Annotated in this window: 12 protein-coding genes; 5 read left to right on the top strand and 7 right to left on the bottom strand. The window is 69.8% G+C overall.

Features of this window, described 5'->3' with window-relative positions; translation table 11 throughout:
* Positions 1-9 precede the first annotated feature (9 nt).
* The 7 genes from ACGFU6_RS17110 to mtnA form a co-directional block, all read right to left on the bottom strand.
* The gene (locus tag ACGFU6_RS17110; protein WP_393611607.1) at positions 10-765 is read right to left on the bottom strand and encodes a response regulator; all 756 of its coding nucleotides are present in this window, start codon (positions 763-765) and stop codon (positions 10-12) included.
* 186 nt (positions 766-951) lie between these two features.
* The gene (gene hpf / locus ACGFU6_RS17105; RefSeq protein WP_073738140.1) at positions 952-1,641 is read right to left on the bottom strand and encodes a ribosome hibernation-promoting factor, HPF/YfiA family; all 690 of its coding nucleotides are present in this window, start codon (positions 1,639-1,641) and stop codon (positions 952-954) included.
* Between the two features lie 322 nt (positions 1,642-1,963).
* On the bottom strand, positions 1,964-2,692 hold the full coding sequence (locus tag ACGFU6_RS17100) for a ComF family protein (protein WP_393611605.1): 729 nt from the start codon (positions 2,690-2,692) through the stop codon (positions 1,964-1,966).
* A gap of 105 nt (positions 2,693-2,797) precedes the next feature.
* Positions 2,798-4,567: an LpqB family beta-propeller domain-containing protein gene (locus ACGFU6_RS17095; protein ID WP_393611895.1), complete on the bottom strand. Its 1,770-nt coding sequence runs from the start codon at positions 4,565-4,567 to the stop codon at positions 2,798-2,800.
* An 85-nt stretch (positions 4,568-4,652) separates the two neighbouring features.
* Positions 4,653-6,677: an MtrAB system histidine kinase MtrB gene (gene mtrB / locus ACGFU6_RS17090; protein WP_393611603.1), complete on the bottom strand. Its 2,025-nt coding sequence runs from the start codon at positions 6,675-6,677 to the stop codon at positions 4,653-4,655.
* A 1-nt stretch (position 6,678) separates the two neighbouring features.
* Entirely contained in the window at positions 6,679-7,368 is a 690-nt protein-coding gene (gene mtrA / locus ACGFU6_RS17085) for a two-component system response regulator MtrA (protein WP_187740742.1), read from the bottom strand.
* 4 nt (positions 7,369-7,372) lie between these two features.
* On the bottom strand, positions 7,373-8,518 hold the full coding sequence (mtnA, locus tag ACGFU6_RS17080) for an S-methyl-5-thioribose-1-phosphate isomerase (RefSeq protein ID WP_393611602.1): 1,146 nt from the start codon (positions 8,516-8,518) through the stop codon (positions 7,373-7,375).
* A 140-nt stretch (positions 8,519-8,658) separates the two neighbouring features.
* On the opposite strand from mtnA, the gene ACGFU6_RS17075 reads away from it, so the two are divergent.
* Genes ACGFU6_RS17075 through ACGFU6_RS17055 form a run of 5 tightly spaced genes read left to right on the top strand, consistent with a single transcriptional unit; the run spans position 8,659 to position 14,089 of the window.
* Positions 8,659-9,852 (top strand): glycerophosphoryl diester phosphodiesterase membrane domain-containing protein, encoded by a 1,194-nt coding sequence (locus tag ACGFU6_RS17075; RefSeq protein WP_393611600.1) that lies wholly within the window; start codon positions 8,659-8,661, stop codon positions 9,850-9,852.
* A 4-nt stretch (positions 9,853-9,856) separates the two neighbouring features.
* Complete coding sequence (locus ACGFU6_RS17070) at positions 9,857-10,546, top strand: DUF4129 domain-containing protein (protein WP_393611598.1); 690 nt, start codon at positions 9,857-9,859, stop codon at positions 10,544-10,546.
* Positions 10,543-11,769, top strand: coding sequence for a DUF4350 domain-containing protein (locus ACGFU6_RS17065; RefSeq protein WP_393611596.1), 1,227 nt, complete (start codon positions 10,543-10,545; stop codon positions 11,767-11,769). Before ACGFU6_RS17070 ends, ACGFU6_RS17065 begins: the two co-directional genes overlap by 4 nt.
* The gene (locus ACGFU6_RS17060; protein WP_393611595.1) at positions 11,766-12,767 is read left to right on the top strand and encodes an AAA family ATPase; all 1,002 of its coding nucleotides are present in this window, start codon (positions 11,766-11,768) and stop codon (positions 12,765-12,767) included. Before ACGFU6_RS17065 ends, ACGFU6_RS17060 begins: the two co-directional genes overlap by 4 nt.
* Before the next feature lie 11 nt (positions 12,768-12,778).
* On the top strand, positions 12,779-14,089 hold the full coding sequence (locus tag ACGFU6_RS17055; RefSeq protein WP_393611593.1) for a DUF58 domain-containing protein: 1,311 nt from the start codon (positions 12,779-12,781) through the stop codon (positions 14,087-14,089).
* Positions 14,090-14,315 lie beyond the last annotated feature (226 nt).

Genomic DNA, 14,315 nt, shown 5'->3' with positions numbered 1-14,315 from the left:
CCGGCCCGGTCACCTGATCTCAAGGATTTTCTCCCGCATGGCATAGACCACGGCTTCCATCCGGGAGTGCAGCTGGAGCTTCTCCAGAATGTTGCGGACGTGGTTCTTCACGGTGTTCTCGGAAATGAACAGCTGCTTCGCGATATCGCGATTGTTCATGCCCGTGGCAACCAGTTTGAGGACTTCGAGCTCACGCTCCGTGAGCCGGGGCGCCGGCACCAGCCGGCGTTCGTCGGTCCGCTGGATCATCGACTTGAACTCGGTGAGCAGTTTCGACGCCATGGAAGGGCTGATCTGGGACTGCCCGTCCGCGACCGCGCGGATCGCGGTGGCGACCTCGTCCGTGGAGATCTCCTTGAGGAGGTAGCCGGTGGCGCCCGCCTTGATGGCGTCGTAGAGGTCGGCCTCCTCGTCGCTGATCGTCAGCATGATGATCTTCGCGCTGGGCGCCACCTCCTTGATGGCGGTACAAGCCTCGATGCCGCCGCGTTTGGGCATCCGTACATCCATCAGCACGATGTCGGGCAGCAGATCGGCGGCCTTGTCCACCGCTTCCGACCCGTCCCCGGCCTCACCGACGACCTGGATGTCCTCCTCCTGCGCGAGGACGATCTCCAGCCCCCTGCGGAAGAGGGCATGGTCGTCGACCACGAGGACCCGGATCGGCTCCTTGCGGGAACCACTGTCATCGTCCGTTCCGGTGCGGGCACCGGAAGCAGCGTCGGCATCATTAGCATCGCGCACGGGCCCGAAGGTGTCCGCCATCGTTCCTCCCCCTGAAGGCCATGGCCTGAAGTTCACAAACTGTCCGCCAACGGCAGTTCACAGAGCACCGATTGGCTTGGGCCGCCATGATTTCATGCCTGGACGTCAGAGCGGTGATCCAGTGGTCGCACGCGGGTGCCCCTGGGGGCGCACAAGGCGCTCCAGGGGCACCACGGAGCGGTGGTGTCAGCCGCCGAGCGCCCCGCCCGCGCCGCCCGCCTCGTCGGCGGCCAGCGGGTCGGTCCTCAGGTGGATGACGCCGTAGTCGTACGCGTGCCGCCGGTAGACGACGCTCGGCTCCTTCGTGTCGGAGTCGACGAACAGATAGAAGTCGTGTCCGACCAGTTCCATCTCGTAGAGCGCCTGGTCGAGCGACATGGGTGCCGCGACGTGCGTCTTCTCGCGCATCACCAGCGGTCCTTCGCCCTGCACCTCGAGCGAGCCGATCCTGGTGGTGGGCACGGGCTTCGCCACTTCGTCGGCGATCAGCTCGCCGTCGCCGTTGAACGAAGCCGCTTCAGGCACCACTTCACCGACCTCAGCAGCCGGGGTACGGCCCGAACCGCGACGGCTGTAGCGCTTGTCGTGCTGCTTGCGCAGCCTGGCCTCCAGCTTGCCAGTGGCCAGATCCAGCGCTGCGTACGGGTCGCCTGCGGCCGCTTCCGCCCTGATGACCGGTCCACGCGAGCGGAGCGTGATCTCCACCCGGTCGGAACGGTCGGCCTGACGGGGATTCGGCTCCTTGGACACCTCCACGTCGAGGCTGATCACCTTGCCGTCGAACTTCTGGATCTTGTCCAGCTTCAGCTTCTCGGCCACGTGCTTGCGGAACCGCTCGGGCACCTCGGTCTTGCGGCCCTTGACGACGATGTCCACCCAGAACTCCGTTCCCGGATCGCTCCGCTCAGTGGCGGAGCATCTCCCTTTTGCACCAGGCCCCGGTGGTAACCGGAGCCGCGGACTCGGTGGGTTCCACCTCCTCCTCCCCCGACGGCGAGGTCTGCACCCCACCGAATTTCCGGATCCTTAACTGCTGGTGGGTTACCTGCCCGAAACCTGGTGGTGCATTCGCCGAGGTCTGGCATTCACCATTCCTCACAACCGAACATAGCCTGCTCGGCCACCTGTCGGCACCCGCTACTCGCACGTACCTCCGTTCAGGTCCTTTTACCCACTCACTACCTGCAACGATGCAAGTTCACTTCCAGTTCCGGTTTATTTCGAAGGCGGACGGAGATACTGCGACAACGGCCGCCCGGCACGCTCCGGAACCAGTGCGTTCCGGCCCGCCTGCCCGGTCGATCACCCGTGCCGCCTCGGCCAGCGAGGCCCCCGTCGTGAGCAGGTCGTCGACCAGGACCACCCGCCCGTCGGACAGCAGCCGCGCGCCCCCGGCCACCACCTGCAGCGCCCCCGCGAGATTCGCCCGGCGGTCCCCGGCCCCGAGCCCCGACTGGTCGGCCACCGGACGCCGCTGCCGCAGCACCGCGGCCACCCCGGCCCGGGTGCCCGCACGCCGCAGTTCCGCCGCGGCCGCCAGGGCGATCCGGCGGGTCGGATCGTGTCCTCGTGCCGCCACGGCCCGGCGTGAGGAGGGCACGGGCACGAGCAGCAGCGGTCCGGCATCGGACGGCGGCCCCGCCCCGGCCCGTACGGCGCCCGCCAGCGCCTTGCCGAGTGCCCCGGCCAGGCCCAGCGCACCCCGCTCCTTGTGGGCCAGCAGCAACGCCCGTACCGCGTTCTCGTAGCCGGCGGCGGCGTGCACCGCGGGCAGACCGGCCGGCTCCGGGTCAGGTCTCACCCGGCGGGGCGGCCCGCCGTGGAGCTGTGCGGCACACTCCTCGCACAGCTCGGTCCGCGGTCTGCCGCAGCCCCCACAGGCCACTGGCAGGACCAGTCCGGTGATCTCCCGCCACCACCCGCGCATGACTCCACTGTGCCCCCGCCGGAGCCGCCCGACCACCCCTGTGGAAAACCTGTCCGGGGCCGGCGGACGCGCTCGGGCCGGACGGACCCGGACGCGGTACGGGCGTCAGCCCGGGTAGACCAGCGCCGAGCCCTCCTTGAGGACCGTCTGCCAGTTGTCACCGGGCAGCAGTTTCACTATCCCGTCGCCCTGCGTGTCCGCCATCAGCGGCAACTGCTCGTCGTCCGCCGCGGCGATCGCCCGCACCTGGTTCACCCCGGGCAGCACGCCCGAGGAGGGTGTCGAGCCGTCCGCCTGCACATAGCGGACCTGCTGCACGCCGCCCTGCTCCTTGCCGACCACCACGAGACGGCTGCCGCCCGACCACGACATCGCGGTCACATCCGCCAGCTGCGGCGCGGCCTGGCGCAGGTCCACCACGGAAATCTGCTGCTTGTCCTGGGGGCCATGGCGCTCGATCCGGCCGATCTTCAGCGTCGTGTGGCCGTCGCTCGTCAGCAGCAGTGCGATACGCACTCCGTCCGAGGACAGCCGCAGCCCCTTGATCCGGCTGCCGTTCAGACTGGGCACCGTGACCTCCTGCGGCTTGCCCGCACCCCCGGCGAGCCGCAGCAGCCTGGGATTGTCCGGGTCCCGGTCGGCGACCCAGAGGTCGCCCCTGCCGTCCCAGCTGGGCGCCGTCAGACGGTCCGCCGCACCACTGGCCCCACTCGTCACCGCCGGGGCCGGCAGCTGGCCGTTCTCGGTGATGGAGGCCACGTAGAGCGCGTCACGGTTCTGCGAGAGCGCCGCGGCCAACTGCTCGTCGCGGGCCACGCCCACCTCGCTCACCCGCGCCGGACCGGAACCGAACGGACCGGGCACCGCCTCCGGTTCCCCGCTGCCCTTGGTGCTCCCCGGAATGCGCTGCACATGCCCCTTGGCGTCGACGAAGTACTGACTGTCGGGCCCGCCGGACGAACCGTCGGGGGCGTACTCCTCCGCCTGGTCCGAGCCGAGCACGCACAACGGCGAACCGTCCGAGCGCTGCAGCTCCACCTGTTCGACCCGCGCCGAGGTCAGGTCCCGGAGGGTGAAGAGCACCTGCGAGGCCATCATCCGGCAGGAGCGCTGACCGGTCCCGTCCGCCTTCTTGTTGAGCGGGACCTTCAGTACGTTGCGGTCGTCGGGCGTCAGCGAGATGACGTCCTTCCGCAGCGCCGTCCCGGCAGGGAAGCGTGATCCGACCACCGGCCGCAGCCAGTCGGTCGGGCCTCCCAGGAGGCTGCGGACCGCCTGCGTCACGGTGTCCATACCGGTGGTGGGGTCCGTCCGGTTACGGATGTAGACGGGGTCGGCGACGAGTGTGGACTTCGCCTCGGACAGGCCCGTGGCGAAGTAGAACTTGTTGACGGAACGGTAGAGCCGCTTGAAGTCCGACTGCCCGAGCACCAGGCCGTCCGGCACGGTGTCGATGCGCCACTCCTTGCCGTCCGGCCCGTTGCGCCGCACCAGATGGAGGGTGCTGGAGTATTCCACCGGAGCCAGCGGCTGGTACGCGTTCTGCTCGTCGACCGTCGCCACCTTCTCGCCGGACAGCGTGTAGCTGACCTCGGTGGTGCTGCGGTCGCTCTCGTGGACCGGGCGGTCGCTCCGGTTCGGCGCCTTGGCCAGCACGGTGGTGAGCGCGCTCGGCTTCCAGGACTTCGACGCCTCCGGAGTCAGGTATTTGCGCGTCGTCCGGAAATCGGAGTCGTCACTGGTCATCGACTCCAGGAAGCCGTCGACCACCTCGTTCGGAGTGGCACCGTCACGCGGCGCGACCGCGTACACCTGCACCTGGGAGTCGCCGGGCTGCGAGGCGTCCACGGCCTTGACGTCCCCGGTGACGGGCATCGAGCCGCACGCGGTGAGCAGCAGCGCGCCGCATCCCAGCAACACGGTCAGCCCCGCCGCACGTCCGGGGCCGCCCTGATGACGGTCAGTGCCCACGAGTCGTGTCCTCCCGCCCGGGATCCTGTCCCGGGGAGTCGTTGGAGCCGGGCCGCTCCCCGGCGGGTCGCGGCACCACCCGCGCGCCGTTGCCCGGCAGTGCCGCCGGGTGCACCGAGACCGGTGCGGTCCGGGCGTTCGCGGGTGCGTGGGCCGGCAGCGATGAGCGGTCCGCGCCGGCCGGCTGGGAGGGGACGGCCATCAGCCGGTGCTCGCTGCCCGTGGCCTGCGCGGGGGCCGCGGCCGCCCGCTCCCGGCTCTCCCGGTTGCGCCGCGAGTCCTCGGGCTCCAGCGGTATCGGTGAACCTCGCAGCGGCTCGTCCGCGGTACGCGGCAGTGTCAGCCGGAACTGCGAGCCGCCGCCGGGTTCGCCCCAGGCCTGCAGCCAGCCGCCGTGCAGCCGGGCGTCCTCGACGGCGATGGACAGCCCGAGGCCGGTGCCGCCGGTCGTACGTGCACGGGCCGGGTCGGCCCGCCAGAAACGGTTGAACACCCGGGTCGCCTCGCCGGGCTTCAGGCCCACCCCGTAGTCCCGGACGGCCACCGCGACCGCGCCGCCGGCCACCCCCATCCGCACCACGACATCGCGGCCCTCGCCGTGCTCGACGGCGTTGACGACCAGGTTGCGCAGGACCCGCTCGACGCGTCGTGCGTCGGCCTCCGCTATCACCGGCTGTTCGTCACCGACCACCCTGATCCGGGTGCCCTTGCGCTCGGCCAGCGGCTCGGCGCCACCGATCACCCGCCGCACTACCTGCCGCAGGTCTATCGGCTCGGCCTCCAGTGCCGCGGCTCCCGCGTCGAACCGGCTGATCTCCAGCAGATCGGAGAGCAGCGACTCGAACCGGTCGAGCTGATCGCCGAGCAGCTCCGCGGAGCGGGCCGTGACGGGGTCGAAGTCGACGCGGGCCTCATGGATGACATCGGCGGCCATCCGTACCGTCGTCAGTGGTGTGCGCAGCTCGTGCGAGACGTCCGAGACGAACCGCCGCTGCATCCGGGAGAGCTCCTCCAGCTGCTGGATCTTCAGCTGAAGGCTCTGCGCCATCTTGTTGAAGGCCTCGCCCAGCCGCGCGATGTCGTCCTCGCCGGTGACCTTCATCCGTTCCTGGAGCCGGCCTGCGGAGAGCCGTTCGGCGATCCCGGCCGCCATGCGGACGGGCGTGACGACCTGGCGCACCACGAACCAGGCGATGGCCCCGAGCAGCACGACCACGAACAGGCCCGCGGTGGCCAAGGTGCCCTTGACCAGGGTCAGCGACTTCTCCTCCTGCGTCAGCGGGAAGAGGTAGTACAGCTGGTAGGGGTTGCGGTCGATGTCGTACAGCCGCTTGCCCACGACGAGACCGGGCTGCGACTCCTGCCCGTTCGCGTAACGGATCAGGGAGTAGGTCTGGAACGCTCCGGGGCCCTTGTTCACGGACTCCCGGAGGCTCTGCGGGATGCTCGCCGCCTCGACGCTGCCCGAGCCCCGGGGCGCGCGGGAGCCCTCGTCGGCGCTGAGCGCCACGACGTTGAAGGCGTTCTTCCCGCCACTGGCGAGCTGGTCGACCAGCTCGGTCCGCCAGGAGTTGTTGGCCGTCGTGCCGTCCGCGGCATCGCCGCCCTGCCCGGGAGCAGGGGTGATCGGTGCGTTGGCCTTCTCCTGGGCGGCCGCGAATCCGCCCGCCGCCTGTGTCTGCGCGGCCTTGCCCTTCGCGTCCAGCAGGCCGTTGCGCACCTGCCCGATCACGACCAGGCCCAGCAGCAGCACCACACCGAGCGACATCAGCAGCGTGCCCGCGACGACCCGCAGCTGAAGGTTGCGCCGCCACAGCCGCACCGCCGGCAGCAGCGGACGCCGCACCCAGCGCATCAGCAGTCGCGGCACCGGCCCGCCGGGCGCCCGGTTCTGGAACAACCGGCCGCCCTGCAGGAAGAGCCCGACATGGGACGGCGTGTGACCTGGGCCGGCAGCCCGCTCCGCACGGACTCCCGGCTCCCCGGGCTTCGGAGCAGCGCTACCCAGGGACATGTCAGCTCGGTCCGGCCTTGTAACCGACACCGCGGACCGTCACCACGATCTCCGGCCGCTCCGGGTCCTTCTCGACCTTGGAGCGCAGACGCTGGACATGAACGTTCACCAGCCGGGTGTCAGCGGCGTGGCGGTATCCCCACACCTGCTCAAGCAGTACCTCACGGGTGAAGACCTGCCACGGCTTACGAGCGAGCGCGACCAGCAGGTCGAACTCCAGCGGGGTCAGGGCGATGGACTGCCCGTCCCGCTTCACCGAGTGCCCGGCCACGTCTATGACCAGATCACCAATGGTGAGCTGCTCCGGTGCCGGCTCCTCGGACCTCCGCAAACGTGCCCTGATCCGGGCAACCAACTCCTTAGGTTTGAACGGTTTGACGATGTAGTCGTCGGCCCCGGACTCCAGGCCCACCACCACGTCAACCGTGTCGCTCTTGGCAGTGAGCATGACGATCGGCACACCCGACTCGGCCCTGATCAGCCTGCAGACCTCGATGCCGTCCCTACCGGGCAGCATGAGATCGAGCAGAACCAGGTCCGGCTTCGCCTCACGAAATGCAGCAAGTGCCTTGTCGCCGTCCGCTACGAACGACGGCTCGAATCCCTCACCACGCAGCACAATGCCGAGCATCTCGGCCAGTGCGGTGTCGTCATCGACGACAAGGACGCGTCCCTTCATAATCGACATCATCCCATTAGCTAATCGTTATCTGCGATGACCTGGCACACAGCTCTGCCAGCCCGACCCCTGTGACCGGGGAGATTACGCCCTCCTCCGTGACGATCGCCGTGACCAGCTCCGGCGGCGTGATGTCGAAGGCGGGGTTGTACGCCGGGGATCCCGGTGGTGCCACGATCACGCCACCCGTTTCCCGGCCGACCCCTCCGAATCGAGAAAATGTGACCTCCGTCACTTCCCGTTCGGATCTCTGCTCCACGATGATCGACTCCCCGTCCGCGGTGGCCAGATCCACGGTCGTGGTCGGGGCCACCACGATGAACGGTACGTGGTGATACTTCGCGAGCACCGCCAGCGGATAACTCCCCACCTTGTTGGCCACGGAGCCGTCCGCGGCGATCCGGTCCGCCCCGATGAGTACGGCATCCACCTCACCCGCCGCGAACAGTGACCCCGCGGCGTTGTCCGTGAGCACGCTGTACGCCATGCCGTTGCGAGCCGCCTCGTACGCGGTCAGCCTGGCCCCCTGGAGCAGCGGGCGGGTCTCGTCGACCCACAGCCGCCTCAGCCGGCCCGCCCGGTGCAGGCCGAGCGCCACCGCGAAGGCGGTTCCCTCGCCTCCCGAGACAAGGGCCCCCGTGTTGCAGTGGGTCAGCAGCTGATGCCCGCCGTCGGGGAGCAGCTCGTCCAGGAGGGCGAGCCCGAACCTCGCCATGCGGCCGCTGGCCTCGGCGTCCTCCCGGTGCAGGGCTCTCGCCTCCGTGAGCGCCTCCGCCGCCGCCTGCTCGGGACCTGCCCCCTTCCCGACCGCCGTGCGGTACGCCCCGGCGGCCCGCCGTACGCCGTAGCCGAGGTTCACCGCGGTGGGCCGCGCCTGCTCCAGCAGCTCCGCGGCAGCGTCCACGTCCTGACCGCGTACCGCGGCGAGAGCCACGCCGTAAGCCCCCGCGATACCCAGCAGCGGTGCTCCCCGTACCGCCAGCGTCCGGATCGCCTCCACCAGCGCGGGCACATCGGCACACACCAGCTCGGCCTCTTCCGCGGGCAACCGCGTCTGGTCGAGGAGCACCACCGCAGGACCTTCCGGGGGCTCGTCCCAGCGGAGTACGGAAAGCACGGAGGGAGCGGTGCCCACCGGCGGTTGCGCGTCCTGATCAGCCATCCACCCAGTCTGCCCGGTGAGCCGCCCACAAATGAAGGGACGAAGGAGATGGTGCACCAGGACCGGACCGGTGCAACGCGTGGCACGATGGCTGCCAACCTGCCGCCCCGATGAGCGGACGGGACCGTTAAGGAGCGAGAATGAACGACTCTCCGGGCTGGGCCTCGCCCGGATCTGCCCCCTCCGACGGCCAGGAGGCGGGGATCCCCCGGCCCTCCGAACCTGTCGACGGCAGCGGACCTGCGGGAAACTGGTCTTCCACGCAGCCGCCTGCCGGGCAGTGGTCTCCACCGAGCAGTCCCGGCCCCGGCGCGCCGCCACCCGCCCCCGGCTGGGGCGGCAGGCCGCCAGGTCCCGGCTGGGGCCGGCCGCACGCGGCGCGTCCCGGCGTCATCCCGCTCCGGCCACTGGGCGTCGGCGAGATCCTCGACGGCGCCGTATCCACCATGCGAGCCCACTGGCGCACGGTCCTCGGCCTCACGCTCGCCGTCTCCGTGATCGCCCAGACCGCGCTCATCCTCATACAGCGCTATCTGCTGCCCGATCCCCCTTCGATCGATGCGAACGCGACGGGCTCGGAGGCCCTGCGTCAGGCAGCCGACTCGCTCCGGTCCAGCCTGCTGGACCTTGCCCCGTCCCTGCTCATCACGATGCTCGCCACTATCTTCACCACAGCGGTGCTGACCGTGGTGATCAGCCGCTCGGTGCTCGGCCGCGCCGTCACCCTCTCCGATGCGTGGGCCGAGGCCCGGCCCCGGCTGCTGCCGTTGCTGGGCCTGACGCTGCTGCTGGCTGCCATGGCCGCGGCCATCATGGCCGTAGGGCTCCTCCCCGGCTACCTGCTCGGTGACACGGCAGGTATGGGGCTCGCCTTCCTCGGTCTGCTCGCCGCCTCTGTCGTGCTGGCCTGGCTGCTGACCCGCTTCTGCCTCGCCTCCCCCGCATTGATGCTGGAACGGCAGTCGATCACCGCCTCGATGCGACGCTCCGCCAAACTTGTCCGGGGCGCCTGGTGGCGGACGTTCGGAATCCTGGCCCTCACGTGGCTGCTGACTCTCATCGTGACCGTGGTGATCGGCATTCCGTTCGGCATCATCGCGATCGTCGTGGACGGTGGCGGCATGAGCGCGTTCCTCTCCGACGGCCCCAACAGTTTCGGCTGGCCGTTCCTGATCGTCTCCGGAATCGGTGACGTGATCGTCGCGACGATCACCTACCCGCTCTCCGCGGGCGTCACGGCACTGCTCTACGTGGACCAGCGCATCCGACGCGAGGCACTCGACCTCGAACTCGCCAGGGCAGCGGGCCTGCCGGGCTACGACAACAGGAGCTGACGCCGTGTCGGGGGCGGGCGGTACAGCGGTGGCACGACTGTTGTTCCGGGCGAGCGGCGGCATACCCGTGGACACCCCACGGGTGCCCGCCCGCGAGGCGGCACGGCACGAACTGTCCAAATCGATGTACCACGAGAACGACCCGAACTTCTTCCAACGCGCTCTCGACCAGCTGTGGAAATGGGTCGGTGATCTCCTCTCGTCCGCCTCCGGCGCCGCCATCGGCGGTCCGGCCGGACTGGTTGTACTGGTACTGATCGTCCTCGCCCTGGCCGCCGCACTCTGGTGGCGGCTGGGCACCCCGCAGCGCGGTCCCCGACCGGCGGACGCCCTCTTCGAGAGCGGGCCCCTCGATGCTGCGGAACACCGCACCGCCGCCGCGGCCCACGCATCCGCCGGCCGCTGGAACCAGGCGGTCCAGGAGCGGATGCGCGCCATCGTCCGCTCCCTCGAAGAACGCGCCCTGCTGGACCCGCGCCCCGGCCGCACGGCAGACGAGGCCGCCGCGGAGGCGGGCCGGACGCTCCCCGCGCACGCCACACGCCTGCGTGCGGCCGCCCGGCAGTTCGACGACGTCACATACGGTGGCCGCACCGCCGACCAGCAGGCGTACCAAGCCGTGCTCGCCCTGGACCTGGAGCTCGAGTCCACCAAACCCGAGCTGGCCGGCGCACTTCCGGGAGCTGCCGGATGAGCGTGGTCACCACCGCTTCCTCCTCGGTCTCCCCGACTCCTCGTCAGGTCTGGATCCGCATGCGCGGGCTGCTGCTCGCCGTCCTCGTGCTCGTCGCTGCCGGAATCACTCTCGCGGCCACCCACTCCGGCGATCGCCACGGCCGTCTCGACCCCCGCTCCGCAGACCGCTACGGCAGCCGGGCCGTCGCCGAGCTCCTCAAGGACCGTGGCGTATCCGTCCGTGTCGTCACCACGCTCAAGGGCGCCATGTCCGCGGCCGGTCCGGACACCACGCTGCTCGTCACCGCACCCAACCTGCTGACGCCCTATCAACAACGGACGCTCCGCTCGGCGACCACCGACAGGGCCGGCCGCACCGTACTCCTCGCTGCGGGACCTCTCTCCGTGGGCGTACTGGCCCCCGGCGTCCGGGCGGAGTCCTCCGCGCCGGTGACCACACGCGCCCCCCGATGCTCCCTGGACGCGGCCCGGCAGGCCGGCGAAGTGGAGACGGGCGGTCTGCGATACGCCGCGGACAACCTCGACGCACTCGCCTGCTACCCGGCCGGCGGCCTGCCCACCGTGCTGCTCCTCCGGCACCCGGCAGGGAGCGACACCGTCCTCCTCGGTTCCGCCGACATCCTGTACAACGACCGTCTGGACAGTCAGGGCAACGCCTCGCTGGCCCTTCAACTCCTCGGCTCCCGCTCGCATCTGGTCTGGTACCTCCCCTCACTCGATGACGCTTCCGCCGCAAGCAGCGGTGAGCACAATGCCGGCGGCGCGGGGGACGAGGGCGCGGGCGGCGAGAGCAGCTTCATGGATCTGATCCCCTCGGGCTGGCTGTGGGGCACCCTGCAACTCGCTCTCGCCGCCGCACTTGCCGCCGCCTGGCGGGCGCGCCGCCTGGGCCCCGTAATCGCTGAACGGCTGCCCGTGGCCATTCGCGCCTCCGAGTCCACCGAGGGCCGCGCCCGCCTCCACCGCAAGACCAACGCACGGGACCGGGCAGCCGACTCATTGCGTCACGCCTCGCGCACCCGCGTCGCCCCTCTCGTAGGCGTCTCCCCGCAGGACGCCCATTCCCCCGCTGTCCTCCTCCCCGCCGTCTCCGCACGTCTCAGCACGACCGACAGCGGCCTTCGAGAACTGATCTTCGGCTCGGCTCCTTCCGACGACACCGCACTCGTCCTTCTGGCAGACCAACTCGACTCCCTCGAAAGGGAGGTTCGCACCTCATGACCGCCCCGTCCCCCGTTCCCGCCGGGACAGCCGACACCACCCGGAGCGACGACACGGCACGCGCTTCCCTGGAAGCCCTCCGCTCCGAGATCGCCAAGGCCGTGGTCGGACAGGACCCGGCGGTCACCGGGCTTGTCGTCGCGCTGCTCTGCCGAGGTCACGTCCTGCTCGAAGGTGTCCCGGGCGTGGCCAAGACCCTCCTGGTCCGGGCTCTCGCAGCCTCACTCGAACTCGACACAAAGCGCGTACAGTTCACGCCCGACCTGATGCCGAGCGACGTCACCGGGTCCCTCGTCTACGACGCCCGCACCGCCGAGTTCTCCTTTCAGCAGGGGCCGGTCTTCACCAACCTCCTGCTCGCAGACGAGATCAACCGGACTCCTCCCAAGACCCAGTCCTCCCTCCTGGAGGCGATGGAGGAGCGTCAGGTCACCGTCGACGGAACCCCCCGCCTCCTCCCCGACCCGTTCCTCGTCGCAGCCACCCAGAACCCGGTGGAATACGAGGGCACATACCCGCTCCCCGAAGCCCAGTTGGACCGCTTTCTCCTCAAGCTGACGGTGCCCCTTCCGTCCCGCGCGGACGAGATCGATGTCCTGACCCGGCATGCAGAGGGCTTCAACCCCCGAGATCTCAAGGCAGCGGGCATACGCCCGGTCGCAGGACCAGCTGATCTGGAAGCCGCTCGCACCGCTGTCGCCAGGACCAGCGTCTCGCCCGAGATCGCCGGCTACGTCGTAGATATCTGTCGTGCCACGCGTGATTCCCCCTCGCTCTCCCTCGGAGTCTCACCCCGAGGTACCACCGCTCTGCTCTCCACCGCCCGAGCCTGGGCCTGGCTCACGGGCCGCGACTACGTGATCCCGGACGACGTGAAGGCTCTGGCCCTTCCCACGCTCCGCCACCGCGTCCAGCTCCGCCCCGAGGCGGAGATGGAAGGTGTCACCCCCGACTCCGTCATCACCGCAGTTCTCGCCCAAGTCCCCGTACCCCGATGAGGCGGTGAATTGTGGCGCTTACCGGACGCACCGCATTGCTCGCCGCTCTGGGGTCACTCCCAGTAGGCATCCTGGCCCCGAGCTGGACGGGCATGCTCGCCGTCAACGCCCCGCTGTCTCTAGCAATTCTGTGCGACTACGCCCTGGCTGCGCCAGTGCGTCCGCTCCAGTTCACCCGATCTGGTGATACAACCGTTCGACTCGGTGACAGTGCGGAAGTGCAACTCACCGTAGTCAATCGTTCCCGACGACGGCTGCGTGCACACCTCCGTGACGCCTGGCCTCCCAGCAGTTGGCAACGCGACGAGGAACAGTCCGCGTCCCGCCACAGACTGTCGATCCCGCCGGGCGAACGCCGCCGCATCGCCACACTCCTGCGCCCCACCCGCCGCGGTGACCGACGTGCCGAGCAGATCACTGTCCGCTCGTACGGACCGCTGGGCCTCGTGGCACGCCAGGGCAGTCATCAAGTTCCTTGGACAGTCCGCGTCCTGCCGCCCTTCACCAGCCGCAAACACCTGCCGTCCCGTCTCGCCAGACTGCGGGAACTGGACGGGCGCACCAGCGTCCTGACTCGTGGTGAGGGTACGGAGTTCGACAGTCTTCGCGCCTATGTACCGGGCGACGACACCCGCTCGATCGACTGGCGGGCCTCCGCCCGGCAGTCTGCCGTCGCCGTGCGGACGTGGCGCCCCGAGCGCGACCGCCACATCCTCGTCGTCCTCGATACGGGCCGGACGTCGGCAGGGCGGGTAGGTGATGTCCCTCGCCTCGACGCGGCGATGGACGCGACCCTGCTCCTCACCGCGCTGGCCACCCGAGCGGGCGACCGGGTTGATCTGCTCGCCTACGACCGGCGTGTTCGCGCACGCGTTCAGCGCCGGGCTGCCGGGGAGGCCCTGCCCTCCATGGTGGATGCGATGGCACCGCTCGAACCGGAGCTCGTGGAAACGGATGCGCGGGGCCTCATTGCGACGGCTCTGGCGAGCGCGCCTCGCCGTTCCTTGATCGTGCTGCTGACCAGTCTCGACGCGGCCCCCGTCGAGGAGGGACTGCTGCCGGTCCTGTCCCGCCTGACCCAGCGGCACACTGTGCTGCTGGCAGCTGTCAGCGACCCGCACCTCGAGGACATGGCCGGCGCGAGGGGCACAGTGGACGCGGTTTACGAGGCGGCTGCCGCCGCCCAGGCCAAGGCCCGACGCCGCCGAACTGCGGACCAGCTCCAGCGGCGCGGCGTTGTTGTCGTCGACGCCACTCCTGACACGCTCGCGCCGGCTCTCGCCGACGCCTACCTGGCTCTCAAGGCAGCGGGTCGTCTGTAGCAGGGCCACGGCCGCATCTGATCGGGATCCGTTCTGTGCGAGTACGTCCGGAAATGGACAGAGGGACTCCACGCGGATCCAATCGGACCGATCCTGGTCGGGAACGCAGAAAAGCCCCGTGCCACAAGGGCACGGGGCTTAACTATTAAAAGGAGTTCGGCGGCGTCCTACTCTCCCACAGGGTCCCCCCTGCAGTACCATCGGCGCTGAAAGGCTTAGCTTCCGG

The sequence above is a fragment of the Streptomyces sp. NPDC048462 genome (assembly GCF_043200175.1).
Taxonomy (GTDB): Bacteria; Actinomycetota; Actinomycetes; order Streptomycetales; family Streptomycetaceae; genus Streptomyces.
Note: the sequence above shows the minus strand (reverse complement) of the source record. Positions and strands in the feature narration are given on the sequence as shown.

Excerpts from the sequence above, each read along its gene's own strand:
- ACGFU6_RS17110 (WP_393611607.1), bottom strand. The coding sequence starts at position 765 with ATGGCGGACACCTTCGGGCCCGTGCGCGATGCTAATGATGCCGACGCT.
- ACGFU6_RS17100 (WP_393611605.1), bottom strand. The coding sequence starts at position 2,692 with ATGCGCGGGTGGTGGCGGGAGATCACCGGACTGGTCCTGCCAGTGGCC.
- ACGFU6_RS17095 (WP_393611895.1), bottom strand. The coding sequence starts at position 4,567 with ATGCCCGTCACCGGGGACGTCAAGGCCGTGGACGCCTCGCAGCCCGGC.
- mtrB (WP_393611603.1), bottom strand. The coding sequence starts at position 6,677 with ATGTCCCTGGGTAGCGCTGCTCCGAAGCCCGGGGAGCCGGGAGTCCGT.
- mtrA (WP_187740742.1), bottom strand. The coding sequence starts at position 7,368 with ATGATGTCGATTATGAAGGGACGCGTCCTTGTCGTCGATGACGACACC.
- mtnA (WP_393611602.1), bottom strand. The coding sequence starts at position 8,518 with ATGGCTGATCAGGACGCGCAACCGCCGGTGGGCACCGCTCCCTCCGTG.
- ACGFU6_RS17075 (WP_393611600.1), top strand. The coding sequence starts at position 8,659 with ATGAACGACTCTCCGGGCTGGGCCTCGCCCGGATCTGCCCCCTCCGAC.
- ACGFU6_RS17065 (WP_393611596.1), top strand. The coding sequence starts at position 10,543 with ATGAGCGTGGTCACCACCGCTTCCTCCTCGGTCTCCCCGACTCCTCGT.
- ACGFU6_RS17060 (WP_393611595.1), top strand. The coding sequence starts at position 11,766 with ATGACCGCCCCGTCCCCCGTTCCCGCCGGGACAGCCGACACCACCCGG.